This is a genomic window from Pseudoalteromonas haloplanktis ATCC 14393 (assembly GCF_000238355.1).
Taxonomy (GTDB): Bacteria; Pseudomonadota; Gammaproteobacteria; order Enterobacterales; family Alteromonadaceae; genus Pseudoalteromonas; species Pseudoalteromonas haloplanktis.
Map to the genome: position 1 here is coordinate 168,296 of NZ_AHCA01000005.1, position 21,318 is coordinate 189,613.

At 41.1% G+C, this 21,318-nt stretch carries 16 protein-coding genes; 13 read left to right on the forward strand and 3 right to left on the reverse strand.

Going from position 1 to position 21,318, the window contains the following annotated elements:
- Nucleotides 1-19 precede the first annotated feature (19 nt).
- Together PHAL_RS0111350 and PHAL_RS22995 are read left to right on the forward strand one after the other, a co-directional pair.
- The gene (locus tag PHAL_RS0111350; RefSeq protein WP_016708527.1) at nt 20-406 is read left to right on the forward strand and encodes a nucleotidyltransferase substrate binding protein; all 387 of its coding nucleotides are present in this window, start codon (nt 20-22) and stop codon (nt 404-406) included.
- Entirely contained in the window at nt 396-704 is a 309-nt protein-coding gene (locus PHAL_RS22995; RefSeq protein WP_016708528.1) for a nucleotidyltransferase family protein, read from the forward strand. The genes PHAL_RS0111350 and PHAL_RS22995 overlap by 11 nt, the downstream gene beginning before the upstream one ends.
- Nucleotides 705-1,004: 300 nt before the next feature.
- Here PHAL_RS22995 and PHAL_RS0111360 read toward each other — a convergent pair whose 3' ends face one another.
- Nucleotides 1,005-4,445 (reverse strand): PAS domain-containing hybrid sensor histidine kinase/response regulator, encoded by a 3,441-nt coding sequence (locus PHAL_RS0111360; RefSeq protein ID WP_016708530.1) that lies wholly within the window; start codon nt 4,443-4,445, stop codon nt 1,005-1,007.
- 391 nt (nt 4,446-4,836) lie between these two features.
- Here PHAL_RS0111360 and PHAL_RS0111365 point away from each other — a divergent pair, with 391 nt between their 5' ends.
- From PHAL_RS0111365 to PHAL_RS0111415, 11 genes are all read left to right on the forward strand, one after another.
- Entirely contained in the window at nt 4,837-5,100 is a 264-nt protein-coding gene (locus PHAL_RS0111365; RefSeq protein WP_004586074.1) for a DUF4212 domain-containing protein, read from the forward strand.
- Nucleotides 5,101-5,111: 11 nt separating this feature from the next.
- Nucleotides 5,112-6,836 carry a sodium:solute symporter family protein gene (locus PHAL_RS0111370; RefSeq protein WP_016708531.1) on the forward strand — a complete coding sequence of 575 codons (1,725 nt, stop codon included), beginning with the start codon at nt 5,112-5,114 and terminating at the stop codon, nt 6,834-6,836.
- Nucleotides 6,837-6,955: 119 nt separating this feature from the next.
- Nucleotides 6,956-8,794, forward strand: coding sequence for a DUF294 nucleotidyltransferase-like domain-containing protein (locus tag PHAL_RS0111375; RefSeq protein WP_016708532.1), 1,839 nt, complete (start codon nt 6,956-6,958; stop codon nt 8,792-8,794).
- A 35-nt stretch (nt 8,795-8,829) separates the two neighbouring features.
- Complete coding sequence (locus tag PHAL_RS0111380; protein ID WP_016708534.1) at nt 8,830-9,453, forward strand: 3'-5' exonuclease; 624 nt, start codon at nt 8,830-8,832, stop codon at nt 9,451-9,453.
- A gap of 186 nt (nt 9,454-9,639) precedes the next feature.
- A complete protein-coding gene (locus PHAL_RS0111385) occupies nt 9,640-9,900 on the forward strand; it encodes a hypothetical protein (RefSeq protein WP_016708536.1) in 261 nt (86 codons plus the stop codon).
- Nucleotides 9,901-10,161: 261 nt separating this feature from the next.
- Entirely contained in the window at nt 10,162-11,178 is a 1,017-nt protein-coding gene (epd, locus tag PHAL_RS0111390) for an erythrose-4-phosphate dehydrogenase (RefSeq protein WP_016708537.1), read from the forward strand.
- 68 nt (nt 11,179-11,246) lie between these two features.
- Entirely contained in the window at nt 11,247-12,422 is a 1,176-nt protein-coding gene (locus tag PHAL_RS0111395) for a phosphoglycerate kinase (protein WP_016708538.1), read from the forward strand.
- 213 nt (nt 12,423-12,635) lie between these two features.
- Complete coding sequence (fba, locus tag PHAL_RS0111400; protein WP_016708539.1) at nt 12,636-13,700, forward strand: class II fructose-bisphosphate aldolase; 1,065 nt, start codon at nt 12,636-12,638, stop codon at nt 13,698-13,700.
- 664 nt (nt 13,701-14,364) lie between these two features.
- Complete coding sequence (gene phoB, locus PHAL_RS0111405) at nt 14,365-15,054, forward strand: phosphate regulon transcriptional regulator PhoB (RefSeq protein WP_016708540.1); 690 nt, start codon at nt 14,365-14,367, stop codon at nt 15,052-15,054.
- 44 nt (nt 15,055-15,098) lie between these two features.
- On the forward strand, nt 15,099-16,421 hold the full coding sequence (gene phoR, locus PHAL_RS0111410) for a phosphate regulon sensor histidine kinase PhoR (protein ID WP_016708541.1): 1,323 nt from the start codon (nt 15,099-15,101) through the stop codon (nt 16,419-16,421).
- A 98-nt stretch (nt 16,422-16,519) separates the two neighbouring features.
- Nucleotides 16,520-17,488 (forward strand): PstS family phosphate ABC transporter substrate-binding protein, encoded by a 969-nt coding sequence (locus PHAL_RS0111415; RefSeq protein WP_016708542.1) that lies wholly within the window; start codon nt 16,520-16,522, stop codon nt 17,486-17,488.
- 84 nt (nt 17,489-17,572) lie between these two features.
- On the opposite strand, the gene mdoH is transcribed toward PHAL_RS0111415, so the two are convergent.
- Together mdoH and PHAL_RS0111425 are read right to left on the reverse strand one after the other, a co-directional pair.
- Entirely contained in the window at nt 17,573-19,552 is a 1,980-nt protein-coding gene (gene mdoH / locus PHAL_RS0111420; protein ID WP_016708543.1) for a glucans biosynthesis glucosyltransferase MdoH, read from the reverse strand.
- Nucleotides 19,524-21,215, reverse strand: a complete 1,692-nt coding sequence (locus tag PHAL_RS0111425) for a glucan biosynthesis protein (protein ID WP_016708544.1) — start codon at nt 21,213-21,215, stop codon at nt 19,524-19,526. The genes mdoH and PHAL_RS0111425 overlap by 29 nt, the downstream gene beginning before the upstream one ends.
- Between the last annotated feature and the right edge of the window lie 103 nt (nt 21,216-21,318).

Genomic DNA, 21,318 nt, shown 5'->3' on the forward strand with positions numbered 1-21,318 from the left:
AAAAATAATTGAGGCTGATATGTTAATTTTAACACCATTTGGTAAAGCACTTTCGTCATTAGAACTGGCGTTGCAGCAACCCAAAAATGAATTTATTCGAGATAGTGTTATTCAGCGTTTTGAATACAGTTATGAGCTTGCTTGGAAGATGCTCCGCCGTTACTTAGTTGAAGACATGGGCGCTGAAACACTCGCGCCACTAAGTCGTAAAGATTTATTTAGATTAGCCGCTGATAAGCAACTAATAAATGACCCTCTTCCTTGGTTTGAATACCATATTGCGCGAAACACAACTTCCCATACCTATGATGAAGCGGTTGCTGAAAAGGTCTATCAAGCTGCAAAAGCTTTTTTTATCGATGCCAGTCACCTGTTAGCAGAGCTTGAGCGTAGAAATGCAGATTGAACAGCAACACTTAAAAATCATAGAAGATTGTTTACAAAAGCAAAATTTAAGTGATAAAGGAATAGATGTATATATATTTGGCTCTCGAGCTAAAAATACTGCTAGAACTTATTCTGATCTAGATTTGGCCTTAAAAGCTAAAAACAAAGTAATTGAACACACCGTTATTTTTAAACTTAAAAATGCGTTTAGTGAATCAAACTTACCCTACCTAGTTGATGTGATAGATCTAAACGCCATAAAGCCTGATTTTTATAATGCGATTAGTGATGATCTTATTCCTCTTAAGTATTTATAAATACTTAAGAGGCGTTTATACCCAAACCACCTCAATATGCAGAATTCAGCGTTTCACAGGTGCTTAATATCAAGGCGTTACTTTGCAAGAATCAGTCCCTTTTAAGAAGGAACAACGATGAGAGTAAGTGCCTGTGAAACGCCCAGCGGGTTGGTTTAAAAGCGATTTATACTGCGTTATTGATTTTAACAAGGGAATCACCATTCTTTGCAATCAATGCCTTGCCTAAACCGCTTTTAATTCCAATGACGCTCGCATCTTGAGGTGGCTTGGGTATATATCCCTTTGAAAATTTTCACTTCACGTACTGTGATTCAGCAGTGCTTTTAATTTCCCTGGTTTTATTGGTTTGGATAAGTAATGAATATCCTCAGCTTTTGTGGCCTGTTTTAGCTCTACGTCACGCACTGCGGTGATCAAGATAGCGGGCACATTGGCTTGCCAAATCTCCCGTAAGGCTTTTATTAAGCTAATACCGTCATGTGCGTGACCAAGCTGATAGTCCATTAATATAACATCCGGTGCACTGTGCGTTTGTGCGTATTCCAGCACGCTTTCTACTTGATCAAATAACTGATAATCAGCCTGCCACTTTTGTAATAAGCTTGCCATGGCATTGAGGTTTTCAGGGTCATCATCAACGGCGATGATATTCATCGCAGAGCGATGTTCAAACAAACTGTTAGTTGCCAGTTTTTGTTGTACAAACTGACTCTCACCATAAGGTATTTCGATACTAAAACAGCTGCCTTTTTGTGGTGTTGAGCGCACATCTAAACGAATTGAGAGTAAATCAACCATGCGCTTAACCACACTTAAACCAAGACCAACACCTTTATTGTCAGAGGCTTCCACGCGGTAAAAGTCGTTGAATATTTTTGCTTGCTCTACCTCGCTAATACCGGGACCTGTGTCCCAAACCTCAATACGAAGGTGATGTTTGCGTTTACGACACGCCACTAACACCTTACCTGAATTGGTATATTTAACCGCATTTGATACTAAGTTCTGTACAATTCGTCGCAGATAGGTGATATCACTGTGGACAATATGTTGTGCACTGCGAACCGTGAGCTTTAGGCCTTTTTCACTGGATAAAATAGCGTACTCGTTGCGCAGTGGTGCCAGAATATCATCAATACTAAAGTGACGTGGGGTAGGAGCCATTGCACCTTGCTCTAATTTGGCTATTTCTAATAATGCTGACATTAAATGTACCGTTGAATCGAGACTGGCGCCGAGCTTTTCAAAGTTATTAATATTGTTATCAGTCAGCGACTTTTCATCAATGGCAGCAAGGTATAAACGAGCGGCATTGAGGGGTTGTAAAATATCGTGACTGGCTAAGGCTAAAAAGCGGGTTTTACTGTCATTTGCTTGTTCTGCCTCACGTTTTGCTAAAGTGAGTGCTTGCTCCGTTTGGACGCGGCTTTCTATTTGCGCTTCAAGATCTTTATTGATGGTACGAATTTCTTGGGTACGGGCTTCAATGCGGTTTTCCAGATCCATATTGACCTCTTCAAGCGCATTTTGTGTGGCAATGTGAGTAGTGATATCTGAAAAGCTGGTTACAAAGCCGCCGTCGGGCAGTGGATTACCTATCATTTCGTACACTAAGCCATTACGACGATGACGAATAAAGTGATGCGAACTGCCATTTTTTAAATGTTGTACGCGTTTTTCTACTTGGCGTTCTATTTCACCTGGGCCACATTCACCGCGCTCTGCGTTATAACGAATAATATCTTCAATTGGTTGGCCTACCTCTAAAAATCCCGCGGGATAGCTAAACATTTCTGCGTAGCGCTTATTCCATGCTACGAGGTTTAGCTCTTTATCGACAACAGAAATACCATGACTAAGGTTTTCTAGTGAGGTGTAGAGTAGGTTCTGGTTAAATTGCAGAGCTTGAGTGGTTTCATCAAAAAAGTTAACCACCTCTTCAAATGCCATGCGTTTACCCGAGGCCACCGTGTGAATAAGTGCTTGCGCCGAGGAGGCACCCAATACGCCAGTTAAAGCACGTTCGCAGTAGGCGATAAACTCAGGATCAGGGTGTGTATTATTATCATCAAGTTGATGGGTAAGCGAAAAATGCGCGAGAACTTGTTGACTACGTTGAATCCCTAAAAAGGTTTGCAGCAGCACTTTAAAATCGTAGACAGTGGCTTTTACATTTTTGTTTAAACGCCTTGCCAGTACCGCTTGCTCTTTAGGGTTTACAAAAGCGGCTGCTTGAATTTTATCGATTAAGCGCTCATCAGCCCCTAATGAAAAGCTAATGTAACAACCTATATTGGCAAATAAAGCGATTAAAGTACCGCGGGTGATCAGCGTTTGTTGTAGCTCTGTATCAAGGGTGTTACCTGCATCGAGTATTGGCAGCATTAAAAACAGTATCCAACAGATCAAACCTGCTAATAATCCTGCATACACACCGTAAGCATGGCCTTTACGCCAGTATAAACCGCCCACAATAGCAGGCAGTAATTGTGTTACAAGTGAGAAAGCGACTAAGCCCATGCTCGCCAATGCTTTACCATGACCAAACCATTGTTGGTAAAAGTAAGACAAGATCAAAATACCGGCAATTGTAAAACGTCTCACCAAGAGTATTTGTGGTTTGTAGCTGCTAGTGATCAGGTTACGTTTGAATTTACGGCGCAACATTAATGGCAATACCACATCATTTGAGATCATGGTACTGAGGGTGAGCGTTGCAACAACAATCATGGCAGTTGCAGCGGATATACCGCCAATAAAAACAAAGGTGGTAAGAAGCACATTGTCATGCATGAGTGGCAGTGCCAGTACAAAACTATCGGGTGAGAAACCATTGCCAATTTCAGGGTGAATAGCTGCAGTAGCTATGGGTAAAATCATTGCCGCAGTCAGCAATAAATACAGCGGGAAGGCCCAGCGAGCGGTAAATAAATGGCGTTTGTCTTGGTTATCAACCACGGTAACGTGAAACTGACGTGGTAAACAGATAATGGCCGCGGCGGCCATTAATGACTGACCAATAAAGTTAAAGCTCAAAAAGTTAAAGTTGTTCCAGTGTTGCCACAACGATTCTTTAATTTGTAGTTCGCTGGTACTGGGTAAGTTATATAAAGTGAACACAGCTAAACCAGCTACAGCCACTAAAGCCAGTAGTTTTATCATCGATTCAAACGCTACCGCAAGCATTAATCCTGAGCGGTATTCGGTTACATCCACTTTGCGAGTACCAAAGAAAATCGCAAACATGGCCATGATCAAAGTGGCAGATAACGCCACCATTGAACCGGATATTTTGTTGTCGCTTTGCAGTAGTAAAAAGCTGTTACTGAGTGCTTTTAGTTGCAAGGCGATATAGGGAATAGTTGCCAGCAAGGCAATTACAGTCACCATTATGGCGGTGGTTTGCCGCTTGCCATAGCGGGCTGAGATAAAGTCAGCAATGGTGGTGATATTTTGTTTTTTACTCACGAGTACTAGTTTACGTAAAAACCCTTGTCCGAAAAAAAACAACAGTGCAGGCCCTAGTAAAATTGGCAAGTAACTCCAGCTGCTGGTGGCTGCTGTGCCCACAGAGCCGTAGTAAGTCCACGAGGTGCAATAAATACCTAAGGAGAAAGAGTAAACAAAAGGGTGGTGGCTAATTCGCTTGGCTAAGGGGGTGGTCTTATCGCCCCAGTTTGCTAACCAAAATAAGATGCCAATGTACGCCAAAGCGACAAAAATAAGTGCAGCAGTCATGTATATATTCAATTTTTATTTTGTTATTGCACACCATACCAGAAGTTTTCCTTGTTTTGAGCTGTCAATTTTTATAGTTATTTCACCGCTAATGTTATCTTCTTGATTAGTAAGTGAAATTTAATAAGTTGCTGATCTATTAGACTAATGTCGCAGATCTGCAACATAGCTTAGGTGAATACCGAAAATAACCTAGCGAAAATAGTTAACACAATGATAAATAATGTTTTTTACTTATATTTAACAACTACCAATCTCCAGTTTACGTAAACGTTAATTTGATGTTACGACTATGGTCTCAATTCAATATTAAGACGGCGTTGCTAAATTGGTTAACGAAGACAACAAAACACACACATCACTTTTTGCGGTGTTAAAGAGGAAATAAAAAATGGCTTTTAAAGATGAAGAACAAGCAAAAGCTTATTGGGCGGAAAACATTTCACTGCTGTTTAAATTATTAGCAGTTTGGTTTGTCGTGTCATTCGGGTTTGGCATATTACTGGTTGATGTACTTAATGAAGTGCGTTTTTTTGGGTTTAAACTTGGCTTCTGGTTCTCCCAGCAAGGCGCGATTTATACCTTTGTGGCTTTGATTTTTGTGTACGTTTTCAAAATGAATACGTTAGATAAAAAATACGGCGTAGACGAATAAGGAGCTAAGCAATGGATGTTCAAACACTCACGTTTATTATTGTCGGTTTAAGCTTCGCGCTTTATATCGGCATTGCAATCTGGGCTCGAGCTGGGTCTACAAATGAATTTTATGTAGCGGGCGGTGGCGTTCCACCTCTTGCAAATGGTATGGCTACAGCTGCTGACTGGATGAGTGCGGCGTCATTTATCTCAATGGCGGGTATTATCTCTTTCGCTGGTTACGATGGCGGTGTTTACTTAATGGGTTGGACAGGTGGTTATGTATTACTTGCCATGTGTTTAGCACCTTATTTACGTAAATTTGGCAAGTTTACAGTGCCAGATTTTATCGGTGACCGTTATTACTCACAAACGGCCCGCGTTGTGGCAATTTTATGTGCCATTTTTATCTGCTTTACTTATATTGCAGGCCAAATGCGCGGTGTAGGCGTTGTATTCTCTCGTTTCTTAGAAGTTGAAATTGAAACTGGTGTTTACATTGGTATGGTTATCGTATTCTTTTATGCTGTTCTAGGTGGTATGAAAGGTATTACTTACACCCAAGTAGCACAGTACTGTGTATTGGTATTTGCTTATCTTGTTCCTGCTATCTTTATCTCTATGATGATGACAGGTCACTTCTTCCCGCAAACGGGCTTTGGCGCAACATTAATTGGCGGCGATGGAGCGTATGTTCTTGATAAACTCGATGGCTTAAGCGCTGAGCTTGGTTTTGCACAATACACTGAAGGCTCTAAGAGCATGATTGATGTGTTTGCCATCACTGGTGCTTTAATGGTGGGTACTGCTGGTCTTCCTCATGTCATTGTACGCTTTTTCACTGTACCACGTGTTAAAGATACCCGTATCTCTGCAGCATGGACTTTAGTATTCATCGCGATTGTTTACACCACAGCACCTGCAGTTGCGGCATTTGCCCGTGTTAACATGATTGATACGATTAACGGTAAAGATGGTAGCGGTACAGAATACGCAGAAGCACCAGCTTGGGTTAAAAACTGGGAAAGAACAGGCTTAATCACCTTTAATGATAAAAACGGTGATGGCAAAATGTTCTACACAGCGGGTAAAATTGATGATCCAAATAGCGCTAACGAAGTTAACGTTGACCGCGACATCATGGTACTTGCTAACCCAGAAATCGCTAACTTACCTGCATGGGTAGTGGCACTGGTGGCGGCCGGTGGTATTGCTGCGGCACTTTCCACAACAGCGGGCTTACTACTGGTTATTTCGACCTCCGTATCGCACGATTTACTTAAGCGAACACTTAAACCTGATATTAGCGATAAGCAAGAGTTACTCGCCGCGAGGTTGGCTGCCATGATTGCGATTGTTATCTCCGCTTACTTTGGTATTAACCCGCCTGGATTTGTGGCGTCGGTGGTGGCATTTGCATTCGGCTTAGCTGCTGCAAGTTTCTTCCCGGCGATCATTATGGGTATCTTCTCTAAGAAGATGAATAAAGAAGGCGCAGTCCTAGGTATGATAACCGGTATTACCTTTACTGCGGCTTACATTATCTTCTTCAAGTTTATCAGCCCAGAGCTAAATAACCCTGAGCATTGGTTGTTGGGTATTTCACCGGAAGGTATTGGTTTAGTTGGTATGGTTATTAACTTTGCAGTTGCTGCAATTGTAGCTAAGTTTACCGCAGAAACCCCGCTTGAAATCCAAGAAATGGTTGAGGGGATTCGTAATCCTAAAGGTTCTAGTGCTGCACACGCACACTAACAACTCTGATACTCTATTAATTTATATTGATAGACCCAAAAGCCCGACTTAAGTCGGGCTTTTTATTTATCGCTGATAGCAGTACAGTGATTGTACGATTGTTTTTTGCGAGTAGATAAATGAATAATGAGCAACAGGAAGTCGCCCAGTTTGTACTAGCACAAATGCCATTTAGCGACCTTGATAGTAGCGCAACCGATTACTTTGTAAAACACCTCGATGTTATTTATCTGACCCGTGAAAACCAAACGCAATGGCTACAATCAGCTTCCCCTAAACTGTTTTTAATTCGCTCTGGTTTATATGATTTAGTGGATGCAAAAGGCGATGTAATAACCCGTTTAGCGCAAGGCGACTATTTTGGTTTTCCGTCATTATTAACCGGCGAGGCAATTAAAAACCGTCTAGAAGTACAAAAAGAGGGCATTGTTCATATGCTCAATCAAGATGCGTTTGACTATCTGCGCCGTGAATATAAACCATTTGAACAGTATTTTGTTCGTGCACATGCTAACCGGTTGTTGTCGTCACACTATAAAAGCCAAAATGACAGTTGGTCTGAGCGAAAAATATCAGAGCTAATGTCTCGTAAAGCTGTGACCTTGTCACCGGATGCGAGCATTCGTCAAGCCGCAAAAAAAATGAAAGAGCACGGCGTATCATCAATTATGGTTACTGAATATGAGCGCTTAGTTGGGGTGGTGACTGACCGCGATTTGCGAAATCGCGTATTAGCTGATGAAGTCGACCCACTGCAGGCTGTAAGCTCAATAATGAGTGCTAAACCGAAGTTTATTTTTGAAAATAACAGGGTGTTTTCTGCGCTGCATTTAATGCTCAAACATAATATTCATCACTTACCTGTATTGGACGAGCATCACAAAGCGTTAGGAATGATCACCAGTACCGATTTGTTACGCCAACAAAAGAGCGATCCGGTGCAACTTATTGGCCGTATTTATAAAGCACATAGTGTGACAGATTTAAAACGTTATGCGGCTGAAGTTCCCGAGTTATTGCGCAGCTTTTCGCATAATATTGATGATATTTCGTTAATTGGTAAGTTACTCAGTGGCTTGACTGATGCGCTAACGTCTCGATTAATTTATCTATTTCAAGAAGAACATGGCGCAGCGCCGACCAGTTTTAGTTTTATTTGTTTTGGATCACAAGCACGGGAAGAGCAAACCTTGCATTCAGATCAAGATAACGGTTTATTACTGCCGGATGATTTATCTGAACAACACCAAGATTATTTCCGTCGCATGGGGGAATTTGTCTGTGAGCAATTGGTTGAGTGCGGTATTAGGCGTTGCCCTGGTAATATAATGGCCAGCAGCGAATTGTGCCGAATGAGTATATCGGATTGGTGTGATAAGTTTTTTACGTGGATAAAAAGCCCAACGCCGCAGGCTATGCTTAATTGTAAAATATTTTTTGATTTACGTTTTATTGAAGGTTCAACAGCACTTTACACAGCATTTTGTGAGCAATTAACCCGTATTTCTCGCAACGAATTATTTTATGCAGCAATGGCAACGGATATTAAGTCAAACTCAGTGCCAATTGGTTTATTTAACCAGTTTAAACTCGAAAAAGACGCTAAACAGCATAAATACATTGATTTGAAAAAACGTGGTGTAGTGATCATTAACGACATTGTGCGTTTATATGCGTTAAAAGCGGGAATACGCCGAGCAAACACTCAAGAGCGCTTAGATGCATTGCTGAAACATGATTTATTAAATAATCACGATGTGTATAACTTAAAGGATTGTTGGCGATTTTTAACTCAGTTACGTTTGCGCACACAAATCAACGAGGAAGGCTTACCCAGTAATTGCATTAACCCAGATAAATTAAATTCTCTTGAACGCCACCAATTAAAAGAAGCGTTTTATCTGCTTAAGCTGGCGCAACAAGCTGCGGCATTTAAGTTTGCCCGTGGGAGTTTATAACTATGTGTTTTGCAGTGAATAAGGTGACAAGCTAAGTGGTTAAACGTTGGTTGAATCGTTATTTTGCGCGTAAGCAATTGCTTGGCGAAAACGCATTAACGCAGCGCTACTTGGTGATTGACTTAGAGCTAACTGGGCTTGATCCAAAACAGCATGAAATTGTCTCGATAGCCTGGGTGTTGATAGACAATCAATGTATTAAGTTAAGTCAAGCGCAACATGCGATTAATAAGGATGTGCGGCATCTTGAGCAAAGCCCTGTATATCATGGTATTGCCCAGCAAGACGTGGCTACAGGGCAAAACTTGACGGCTATTTTAGCGGCCCTAAGCAGCCACTTTGCGGATGCTATTTTGGTGTTTCATAATGCCACATTAGACTGGGGATTTTTAAAGCAAGCATTTCAAGCGAAGGGAGTAGCTGCACACCCTAAATTGATACTCGATACCTTTCATATTGAAAAAAAACGTCTGCACCAACAAGGGCACGAAATTGGCCTGGATGATTTAACGCTTTCTGCCTGTCGTGCGCGATATGGGTTGCCGCATTATGGTTGCCATCATGCGTTGACAGATGCCATGGCCACTGCAGAGTTGTTGTTGGCACAATGTCATCAAATAAGTCGTGGCCAGCAATTAAAACTCGCTGCGTTGCTCTAAGGTAATGCTGGTTTGAGTATTGTCACAATTTATCGTCACTGAATGGCTGCTATAATTAGCATCTAAATCAAGTCATAAGTATTAATTTTTATTTTCAATAACAGGCTTTTGCAGTGCGGTTATTCGGTACGGTGCTTGCTATTATAGGGCGCTGTTATTTTACTTTATCTGTTGGTTTTTTACTCTATGAAAAATAATTTACTGCCATCTTTAGCGGGTGTTTTAGCAAGCTTATTTGCTGTATGGTGGCTACATGGATTTTTAATGGCTGATCAATGTTTAGACGCCGGTGGTGCAATTGATTATGAGACTAACCTGTGTTTGAGCAAAAACGATCAAGTGATCGAGCTGGCTACATCGTCAAGCATGCTAGTGATATATTGTCTTGTTATTATGATCGTTTCCTTAATAACCAGTAGCCTGATACGTAAGCTATTTAAACGTTAGCGGATATAGGGTTAGGAGTTAGTTGCTAGGGTATGGTTGGTTACCTAAGTGGGCCATCTAGGTTGTATTGCAAACATTTATTTAACCTTACCACTTATATTCAAACTTAAGGTCGATTACCAAAATTGCGCCATCTTAGCAGGTTAATTTTAAGTTTCTGCTGTTAACCTCTTATATTCAAACTCAAGGTCGATTACAATACCGCCATCTCAAAGGCAGGTTGCCTTTATCTGCAAGCAACTAGAGTGGATTTTCTTTCTAATGGCAATCAAACTTGCAATTAATGGTTTTGGTCGAATTGGTCGAAATATTGTCCGCGCGCTTTATGAATCGGGACTTAGTGACAATATTAAAATTGTTGCGATTAATGAACTCGCCGATCCTCAAGGGATTGCTCACTTACTGAAATATGACACCTCTCATGGTCGTTTTAAGTATCCAGTTACGTTGGGGGAAGACTCCCTAAATGTTGCAGGCGATACCATTGCATTATTTTCTGAGCAAAATCCAATTGAGCTGCCATGGCAGTTACTTGATATTGATGTGGTTTTAGAGTGTACCGGTGTTTATCATTCTCGTGAACACGCGCAATTGCATTTAGATGCAGGGGCCAAAAAAGTTTTATTTTCTCAGCCAGCTGATGCAGATGTGGATGCCACGATAGTGTATGGTATCAACGACGATGAGCTGCTTGCTGAGCATACGATTGTGTCTAATGGTTCATGTACGACTAACTGTATCGTGCCAGTTATCAAGGTACTTGATGATGCGTTTGCTATTGAGTCAGGGGCGATTACCACTATTCATGCGTCAATGAATGATCAACAAGTGATTGATGCTTATCACCATGATTTACGTCGTACCCGTGCAGCAAGTCAGTCTATTATTCCTGTTGATACTAAGTTAGCTCGTGGGATTGAACGGATTTTACCTAAGTTTCATGGCCGTTTTGAAGCCATTGCGGTACGCGTGCCTACTATCAATGTGACAGCGATGGATTTAAGTGTAACAGTCAACGCAGATGTTGATTTAAACGCGGTGAATAAAGTATTAAAAGCTGCAGCGAAAGATCGTTTAGAAGGTATTTTAAGTTATACCGAAGAGCCATTGGTATCCGTTGATTTTAATCATGACCCACATTCTTGTATTATAGATGGCACACAGACACGAGTCAGTCATAAACGGCTGATAAAGTTGTTAGTCTGGTGTGATAATGAATGGGGTTTCGCTAATCGGATGCTCGATACAGCACGAGTAATGATGGCAGCAAGTAATTAATATAAAAGTTATACCATAAAATAAAACCTATATATTTCAAGTCAGTATCGTTAACTAAGGAGAAGTCCATGTCGGTCATAAATATGGCAGATTTAGATTTAAACGGCAAACGCGTGTTAATTCGTGAAGATTTAAATGTACCAGTAAAAGCAGGTAAAGTGACCTCAGATGCACGTATTCGTGCTGCATTACCAAGTATTAAGCTTGCTCTTGAAAAAGGCGCTAAAGTAATGGTGATGTCACATTTAGGCCGCCCTACGGAAGGGGAATACAACGAAGAGTTTTCTTTAGCTCCGGTTGTTGATTATTTAAATGAAGCACTTGAGCAAAATGTACGTCTTGAAAAAGATTACTTAAATGGCGTTGAAATTGCTGATAATGAAGTGGTGGTTTTTGAAAACGTACGCTTTAACGTTGGTGAAAAGAAAGACGATGAAACGCTAGCTAAAAAACTAGCGGCATTATGTGATGTCTATGTAATGGATGCATTTGGTACGGCTCACCGTGCGCAAGCATCTACCCATGGCGTTGGCTTATATGCAGATGTTGCGTGTGCGGGACCACTTTTAGCCGCAGAATTAGAAGCGTTAGGCAAAGCACTTGATAACCCTGCACGTCCACTTGTGGCAATTGTTGGTGGTTCAAAAGTATCAACTAAATTAACGGTACTTGATTCATTGTCAACGATAGTTGATCAACTTGTAACTGGCGGCGGTATCGCGAATACTTTTATTGCTGCAGCGGGTTACCCTGTAGGTAAATCATTATACGAAGCTGACTTAATTGACGAAGCAAATAAGTTAAGTGCAGCGGCGAAAAGCAATAATGGCGAAATCCCAGTACCAACAGATGTTGTTGTTGCTAATGAGTTTTCTGAATCTGCAGTGGCAACATTAAAAGATGTTAGCGATGTAACAGACACAGATATGATTTTTGATATTGGCCCAGATACGGCTAACCAACTTGCAAAAATTATTGCAAATGCGGGAACTGTCGTCTGGAATGGCCCAGTTGGTGTATTTGAATTTGATCAATTTGGTAATGGCACGCGTGCTATTGCACAAGCAATTGCTAATTCTAACGCATTTTCAATTGCCGGTGGCGGTGATACGTTAGCAGCCATTGATAAATATGGCATTGCCGATAAAATCTCGTATATTTCAACTGGTGGCGGTGCTTTCCTTGAGTTTTTAGAAGGGAAAAAATTACCAGCAGTTGCTATGCTTGAACAACGCGCTAAGTGATTAGCGTTTGCTTAGTGTGCTTATTTAAGTAAGCACACTGAGTACGACCAGTTATTAAATACCTCTCACCCTTATTTAATTACTGGTTTTGTATAACGGTAAATTTGGCATAAGCCGAGGCTATCGAGGTGCAGTGATTGCACCGAACTCAACTATTCCGTTCGAACTAGGTAGTGGTGCGTGCACTGCTATCGACAATTTGGAGAATACCAAATGGCTTTAATCAGTATGCGACAACTTCTTGATCATGCAGCTGAACACGGTTATGGCGTACCTGCTTTTAACGTTAATAACCAAGAGCAAATCCGCGCTATTATGATGGCGGCTGATAAAACTAACAGCCCTGTGATAGTACAAGGTTCAGCTGGCGCTCGTGCCTATGCTGGTGCCCCATTTATTCGTCACATGATTTTAGCTGCCATTGAAGAGTGGCCACATATTCCTGTGGTTATGCACCAAGATCACGGCACTTCACCTGGCGTTTGCCAACGTTCAATTCAATTAGGCTTTTCATCAGTGATGATGGATGGTTCATTAATGACTGATGGTAAAACACCATCAAGCTACGACTATAACGTTGATGTTACACGTAAAACTGTTGAACTTGCGCACTCATGTGGTGTGTCTGTTGAAGGTGAATTAGGTGTACTTGGCTCACTTGAAACAGGTGAAGCTGGCGAAGAAGATGGGGTTGGCGCAGAAGGCAAATTAACCACAGATCAGATGCTTACCGATCCTGAAGAAGCAGCTGACTTTGTCAGTAAAACTCACGTGGATGCACTGGCAATTGCTTGCGGCACATCACATGGTGCGTACAAATTTACCCGTCCACCGACAGATGATATTTTAGCAATTGATCGTATTAAAGCGATTCATGCGCGTATCCCTAATACTCACCTAGTAATGCATGGTTCGTCATCGGTACCGCAAGAATGGCTTGAGATCATTAACCAATACGGTGGTGAGATCCCTGAAACTTACGGTGTACCAGTTGAGCAGATCATCGAAGGTATTAAGTTTGGTGTACGTAAAGTGAATATCGATACTGACTTACGTTTAGCATCAACTGGGGCTATTCGCCGTCATATGGCGTTGAACCCAGCCAACTTTGATCCACGTAAATATTTAGCCGAAGCGACAAAAGCAATGACAGAGATCTGTGTTGCACGTTATGAGTCATTTGGTACTGCAGGTCAAGCTGGTAAGATCAAGCCAATTTCATTGGATGATATGCACCTTAAGTATTTAACTGGTGAATTAGATCCACAGATTAAATAAGTTAACTCATTAAGTTATTTAATAAATAAACAGCCAGTAGCGTTATGTTACTGGCTTTTTTTGTCGTTGATCAACAGAGATCATTATTTTACCAAGCATTGAATTTGGGATCACTGACTTACTAACTTGATATAATTGGGATCAGATTTTTACTAAGGATCAGCTTTGTTGTGAGAGTTTTTGTTGTATAAATAACCACTTCACAGCTTGCTTGTTTAAATGATCAACAACTTACAGATTTTGCTAGGTAAAACAGTGATCCCAGATCGAGCTTGGTTAGTAAAAGCGTGATCCCAAACTCAATGCTTAGTAGAATTTTGATCTCTATAAATGATCAAAGCAACCCGTGTTATATTCATAATTATGCAAAGTTCGATCCCGCCATAATGATGAACAATGGCTATGGAAGCAGAATCACCCCTCGTCAGAGAAATAAAATAAGAGTGCCTTTAGTTAAAGTTGATACGAGCTAAAATATTTCAACTAGTAAAAAAGGGTTGGTTTAATTGCTTGTACTGAGCTTATTTACGCTTATTTAGTTCCTGATATCGGTTAATTGCTGTTTTTTTCCCTGCATTTTGATTTACACGTTACACTTTCATAAAAATGTCATACTTAGTCATAATAATGAAAACTAGTTCGATAACGAAAGAGATAAATTGGAATGTCACGTAAAGTACTTGTCGTCGATGACGAAGCACCGATCAGAGAGATGCTGGTTTTTGTATTAGAGCAAAATGGTTTTCAAGCAATTGAAGCTGAAGACTATGATTCAGCAATTGCTGCTATGGTAGAACCTTATCCTGATATGGTGCTACTCGATTGGATGCTGCCAGGTGGTAGCGGAATTCAAATAGCCAAAAAGTTTAAGCAAAGCGAATATACTAGGCAGATCCCGATTATCATGCTGACGGCCCGCGGAGAAGAAGAAGATAAAGTTCGTGGACTTGAAGTCGGTGCAGATGATTATGTTACTAAGCCATTTTCACCTAAAGAATTGATGGCGCGTATTAAAGCCGTAATTCGTCGTGTTTCACCAACGTCATTGGAAGAAGCGATTGATGTACATGGTTTACGCCTTGATCCTATTTCACACCGTGTTACTTCACAAGGTAGCGAGCTGGATATGGGACCAACTGAGTTTCGTTTATTGCATTTCTTTATGACTCACCCTGAGCGAGTGTATAGCCGTGAACAATTGCTAGATAACGTGTGGGGGACTAATGTCTATGTTGAAGATAGAACCGTAGACGTGCATATTCGTCGCTTACGTAAAGCGATTGCTCCGCTTGGTCATGACCGTTTAGTACAAACTGTACGTGGTGCAGGTTATCGTTTTTCGAGTAAACTATAAACATTCAGGCCAAGGTCGGTCTTGCTCTAAGGTAAAGTGAGTGTATGTATCGAGTTGTCAATAAGCAGGCGTTAGCTAAGCGTCTGCTTATCTATTTCCTACCTTTATTATTAGTGGGTGTGTTGATTGGCGCACCATTTTTGCTTTTGTTTTTAGGTTCATTTTCACTGCTTATTTGGCATTATCATCAGTTATATCGGCTTAGTGATTGGTTATTGAATCAACGCAGTTTCAATCCTCCTGAAGGTGAGGGAGCATGGGAGCAGGTGTTTGAGGGGATCTATCATTTGCAGCACCGCAACCGAAAAAAGCGCAATGAGTTAGCGGATCTGATCCGCCGCTTTCGTGATGGTGCCGAAGCGGTTCCTGATGCTGTTGTGGTATTGCAACGTGACTTAAGTATTGTTTGGTGCAACCAATTAGCGCTAAAGGTGTTGGGTTTACAGTGGCCGACGGATCATGGTCAACGCCTTGATAATCTTGTGAGGGATCCTAAGTTTGCAAAGTATATGCAAATGGGATTGTTTGATGAGGCACTTGAACTGGAAAGTGGTCACAGTGTTGAACACGTTTTAGAGTTTCGGGTAATGCCTTACGCCAGTTCACAATTAATGGTAGTAGTCAGGGATGTGACACGGTTGAAGCAACTAGAGCAAATGCGCAAAGATTTTGTAGCCAATGTGTCACATGAATTACGCACGCCACTGACGGTCGTTACGGGTTATCTAGAAATGTTTGATGGTGACATGATGCCGCCGCCAGCGATGTGGAATAAAGCCCAGGGCACTATGCTTGAGCAATGTAAGCGTATGGATAGCCTCGTAAACCAGCTGTTGTCGTTATCACGTATTGAAGGCGCTCGGCGTCAAGACAACGATAAAGCGGTTAACGTACCGCAATTACTCACTTATGTAAAAACTGAGGCACAGTCTTTGAACCAAGATAAAGGCCATGAGTTGATTTTCGATATTGATGCAGGGCTTGATATTAAAGGTTCGGAAGAAGAGTTGCGCAGTGCGTTTTCTAACTTAGTGTTTAACGCCATTCACTACACTAAAGCCGGCGGTAGAATTACCGTAAGTTGGCAGTTAAAAAATAAACAAGCACATTTCTCGGTGGTTGATAATGGTGATGGTATTGCGCCTGAGCATATAAATCGTTTAACAGAGCGCTTTTACCGAGTGGATAAAGCGCGTAGTCGTACTACTGGTGGTTCAGGGCTAGGTTTGGCGATCACTAAACATGTATTAACTCGTCACGAAAGTAAGTTACAAATAACCAGTAAATTAGGTGAAGGCTCAACATTTTCGTTTGCCTTCAATAGCGATAAAACGCTATTACTAACTAATTTAGCTGAGAAAGTATAAAGTCATAAAACTGTCATTTTAGAGTAATCTAACTGTCATCTATTCTCTTTACAGTAGAGCGCAGTTAAGAAATGGACGAACCAAATTGGAGTAACCCAATGAAATTTAAAAATCTAGTCGCCGCAATGGGTGTGGCAGTAACAACATTTGTGTCTGCACAAGCAATGGCAACGGATGCAAGCATTCCTGAATATCAAAAAGTCAGTGGTATTTCAGGTAATTTTTCATCTGTGGGCTCTGATACGTTAGCCAACATGATGACTTTTTGGGCAGAAGAATATAAGCGTATTTACCCAAATGTAAATATTCAAATTCAGGCTGCAGGTTCATCAACAGCGCCGCCGGCATTAACAGAAGGCACGTCTAATTTTGGCCCTATGAGCCGAAAAATGAAATCAAAAGAAATTGAAGCGTTTGAGAAACGTTACGGTTATAAGCCTACTGAAGTGCGTGTAGCTATCGATGCATTAGCAGTGTTTGTACATAAAGATAACCCAATTGAAGGGCTGCGAATTGATCAAGTTGATGCGATTTTCTCGTCAACACGTAAATGTGGCGCAAATGCTGATGTAACACGCTGGAGTGACGTTGGTTTAACGGGTGATTGGGCTGCTAAAGATATTCAGCTTTACGGTCGTAACTCTGTGTCGGGTACATATGGTTACTTTAAAAGTAAAGCACTTTGTAAAGGTGACTTCCGCAACAATGTAAATGAGCAACCAGGCTCTGCTTCTGTGGTGCAGTCAATTTCATCATCAGTGAACGCAATTGGTTACTCAGGTATTGGTTATAAGACTTCTGGTGTACGTACAGTGCCGCTGGCGAAAAAAGGTGATAACTTTGTTGATGCAACACTTGAAAACGTTGCTACAGGTAAATATCCACTGTCGCGCTTTTTATATGTGTATGTGAATAAACACCCGAACAAACCACTTGCACCAATTGAAGCTGAGTTCTTAAAAATGGTGTTATCACAAGATGGCCAAAAAATTGTAGAGAAAGATGGTTATGTGCCGCTTTCTGGCAAAATGGCGATGAGCGAACTTAAGAAGTTAGGTCTGCTTTAAACTCAACTCATCCTAATAATGAGTTAATAAAAAACCGCGCAATGCAAATTGCGCGGTTTTTTATGTTTACGAGTCAAGTTTAAACTAGTTAAATAGTTTCTTCTTGATTTGTTGGTGGGCATTTAAAACGCGTTTTCGTTTACTTAACCCTTGGCGCTTAAAGCTTTGGATTGGCATTACACTCGCATGCTCTGGTGGCAATTCAGGGATTGAGAAATTGGCGACCTCATCACTAGGTAATGTAATTTCTTGCTCATGAACACGTAAGGCGGCAAGTGTGTCGTCATTATCTACTTCACTTGGGCAAATGAATATCCCCATTTTCCGTAACTTAACCCCAAAGCCAATGCTACTTGAATAACGAACAATAGGCGCTGCTAAAATTAATCCGACTAAAATCGGTGACAACCACCAAAAGAAAGTGGGTGTATAGTAATAAGCAACGCTACCCCAAGCAATGGCAACTAAAGTCGCTATTAACGTATAGCCAATTGCTTCTTTCCAAGGCACCATTCGACCCGTTCTTGGTTGCGCATCCCAGGTTACTTTTTTACCTAAAAATACACACACCACAAAGTAACTATGAAATACCATCATGAGTGGTGCGATGATGATTGCAAACACGGTCTCAATAATTGAGCCCAAAATTAGTTTGAATGAGCCTCCAAATTGCTTATTACGATGGATCAAGGTAACTATGATCCCCATTAATTTTGGTAATAATAACAATACGATGGTGACAAACAGCAGAGAATTAATTAAATCTGTTTTAGCAATTTGCCAAGTCGGAAATAATTGATATGCCTGATTAAAATAGACATTACTATTCATTGCACGAGTAACGGCGTCAATGGTACTAAGCACTAACATTGATAACCAAATTAATGACGAAATATAAGCCGTTGCACCAAGTAAAAAGTGCAGTTTACTCATCATTTTTAAACCTGATGAAGGTAATAAACCTAAATGCTGAATATTACCTTGCACCCAGCGTCTATCCCGAATGGCATAGTCTAAAATATTACTTGGTACTTCTTCGTAGCTACCTTGAATATCGCTAAGCAATAACACATCCCAGCCAGCACGATGTAATAATGAGGCTTCGACAAAGTCATGGCTTAAAATTTCACCGCCGAATGGGGCATTACCTTCAAGTACAGGTAAACCGCAGCAATCAATAAACGCTTCAACACGAATAATGGCATTATGGCCCCAGTAATTAGCCTGATTGGTTTGCCAAAAAGCAGAACCAGTCGCCAGCATCGGGCTGTACAACACAGAGGCAAACTGTAAAAAACGGCCAAAGAAAGTATCTTGTCTTACTGGAATAGGAATGGTTTGAATAAGCCCTGTTTGTGGATTGTTGATCATACTTGAGGTGAGTTCAAGCATGCATTGGCCAGTCATAATACTGTCAGCATCAAGCACAATCATGTGCTCATATTTACTGCCCCAACGTTCACAAAAATCAGTTAGATTACCTACTTTACGGTGTTTGTTATCTTCACGGCGACGATAAAAAGTTTGTTTCGCAACATCATCGCCTAATCGCTCGCTTAGGGCATGCCACGCTTTTAGCTCGTTATTGGCTATTTCTGGATCTTGAGTGTCACTGAGCAAATAAAAGTCATAATGAGCAAATTGACCTGTTTTTATCAGTGAACGCATGCTTACTTCAAAACCTGCGATAACACGCTGGGTATCTTCATTGTAGATAGGCATGACAACCGCTGTTCTGGTTTTACTCAGTGCTTGTTCATCAATTTTAATTGCCTTTTGGCGCTTGAGCGTTAAGGGATCGATTCTAAACAATTGTAAAATAAATCCCATGCAGCCACTGCAAAACGCGGTGACAATCCACGTAAAGGTGATTGAAAACAGTGCCAGTAATGCATACTCAAGTGGGGTCATGCCATTTGAATTTAAAATATCAAACATGATCCACATGCCGTAGGCCGAGATGGCTAACACTAACAGTGAAAATAACCATACTCTGGCCTTTTTAAAAGGCATTGCAGTGTTGTGTGTGCTGTTGCTATTCGACGTCATTTGGATACCAGACATAACTCCATACCTCGCTTACTTCTTTGTCACGTAGTGTTAATGATAAGCGCATATCGACAGGCTTATCTCCCTCAGGCGCGATTTTAAAAGCAACACGCCATCCTTGATTATTTGGTAATTGTTGTACTGTTTTATCGCTTATCTTTCCTGAATTGAGAGTTAAATTAGCGAGTAGTTTAATATTGGCTGATAAACTATTAATTGTGTCACCTGTAAAATCGACCGTAAATTGACGGTGGCTTTTTGGTGGTGGATTTTTTTCACCTGGCAAGGCTGCACTGCCAATACGTGTGCGTAAAACGCGCGCTTTATTTTGGCTCGCAAGTGCAGTATTAAAAGTTGACAACTTATAGCTGTAACTTAGTGTCTCACCCGCTTTAAGTGGCTGCTCTGGTACCCAGTAACTAACGATATTGTCGTTAGTCTCTGTATCCGTGGGGATTTCCACTAACTCAACCCGGCCTTTACCCCATTCACCTTTTGGTTCAATCCACAAGCTTGGACGAGCATGGTAATGCGCTTCGGTATCAAGGTAGTTATTAAATTCACGGTCACGTTGCGCGAGGCCAAAACCTTTCGGGTTATCATAACTGAATGAAGTTACGCTAAGTTGCCTAGGATTATTAAGCGCTCGCCATACCCATTTATCATCCTGAGATTGCATTAATAAACCGTCAGAATCATGTACTTCTGGTCGGTAATCATCAAAGAATTTAGTGCTATTTTCACCGTGATAAAACATGCTTGTAAGTGGAGCAATGCCAAGCTTTTTAATATCTTTACGGGCAAATATTTGCATCTGCGTTGTGATTTCAGTGTTAGTCGATGGACTTATCTCAAAACGATAGGCGCCTGTTACAGACGGGCTGTCTAGCAATGCATAAAGCACAATATTTGTGTCTTCTGCTGTTGGTTTAACTAACCAAAACTCTTTAAACACGGGGAATTCTTCACCAGAGCTAAGTGCAGTATCAACGGCAAGGCCACGAGCTGAAATGCCGTACACTTGCTGTGGGCCTACTAAACGAAAGTAAGAAGCACCTTGGAATACTGCGACTTCATCTTTGTACTCGTTATTATTGAGCGGGAAATGAAGTCGAAAGCCTGCGTGACCTAATTGAGTGTTGCCTAAGGCTGCGCTAATTTCCTGCTCAAGTGGAGCTGCAGTACTATCATAGCGGTAGTAATCTGTTTTAAAAGGCAGCTTTTGTACCTTACCATCGGTATCCACGGTGTTGATAGCGATAGGGTTTTTATAAAGAAAACCAGGATGGAAAAGCTGCACTTCATACAAGCTTTGATCCTTCCAAATGGCATGATCTTGGCGAAAACGAATTGCTCTATAATCTTGATAGTTAATGTTATTTAACGTATCTATTGCTATTTCAGGTGCTGCGACGTAGTCGTTTGCTGCTAACTGTTTCGCTCTTGCTGTGATCACTTCAAATAATCTTTCTGAAGGAATGGTAAGCAGCGTTGGTTGTTTTACAGAGACTGGCGCAGCAGTATCTGGCTTTTTAGCTGCTACAGGTGCGGCTGCTTCTGGCTTTTTAGTTGGCTCTTCGGCTGCGCCTGCATTAAAAACAGACAAAGCTAAGAGGGCACTTAACACACTCTTTTTTTTAAATGATGAAGACAGAGCTGCTCGCATTTTCGTTTCCATGAGGCTTCCTTTAGCTGTTACCTAATTAATTTTAAATTTTGCAATAAGTTACATTCATTTTTGCAAGAAGCGATCCTGAAATAATTACTTATATTTCAATGGC

Bases quoted from the DNA above. Each gene is read 5' to 3' on its own strand.
- PHAL_RS0111395 (WP_016708538.1), top strand. From the start codon at position 11,247: ATGTCGGTCATAAATATGGCAGATTTAGATTTAAACGGCAAACGCGTG.
- PHAL_RS0111370 (WP_016708531.1), top strand. From the start codon at position 5,112: ATGGATGTTCAAACACTCACGTTTATTATTGTCGGTTTAAGCTTCGCG.
- phoB (WP_016708540.1), top strand. From the start codon at position 14,365: ATGTCACGTAAAGTACTTGTCGTCGATGACGAAGCACCGATCAGAGAG.
- PHAL_RS0111375 (WP_016708532.1), top strand. From the start codon at position 6,956: ATGAATAATGAGCAACAGGAAGTCGCCCAGTTTGTACTAGCACAAATG.
- PHAL_RS0111385 (WP_016708536.1), top strand. From the start codon at position 9,640: ATGAAAAATAATTTACTGCCATCTTTAGCGGGTGTTTTAGCAAGCTTA.
- phoR (WP_016708541.1), top strand. From the start codon at position 15,099: ATGTATCGAGTTGTCAATAAGCAGGCGTTAGCTAAGCGTCTGCTTATC.
- PHAL_RS0111415 (WP_016708542.1), top strand. From the start codon at position 16,520: ATGAAATTTAAAAATCTAGTCGCCGCAATGGGTGTGGCAGTAACAACA.
- PHAL_RS0111360 (WP_016708530.1), bottom strand. From the start codon at position 4,445: ATGACTGCTGCACTTATTTTTGTCGCTTTGGCGTACATTGGCATCTTA.
- PHAL_RS0111350 (WP_016708527.1), top strand. From the start codon at position 20: ATGTTAATTTTAACACCATTTGGTAAAGCACTTTCGTCATTAGAACTG.
- mdoH (WP_016708543.1), bottom strand. From the start codon at position 19,552: ATGTCTGGTATCCAAATGACGTCGAATAGCAACAGCACACACAACACT.
- PHAL_RS0111365 (WP_004586074.1), top strand. From the start codon at position 4,837: ATGGCTTTTAAAGATGAAGAACAAGCAAAAGCTTATTGGGCGGAAAAC.
- PHAL_RS0111425 (WP_016708544.1), bottom strand. From the start codon at position 21,215: ATGGAAACGAAAATGCGAGCAGCTCTGTCTTCATCATTTAAAAAAAAG.
- epd (WP_016708537.1), top strand. From the start codon at position 10,162: ATGGCAATCAAACTTGCAATTAATGGTTTTGGTCGAATTGGTCGAAAT.
- PHAL_RS22995 (WP_016708528.1), top strand. From the start codon at position 396: ATGCAGATTGAACAGCAACACTTAAAAATCATAGAAGATTGTTTACAA.
- fba (WP_016708539.1), top strand. From the start codon at position 12,636: ATGGCTTTAATCAGTATGCGACAACTTCTTGATCATGCAGCTGAACAC.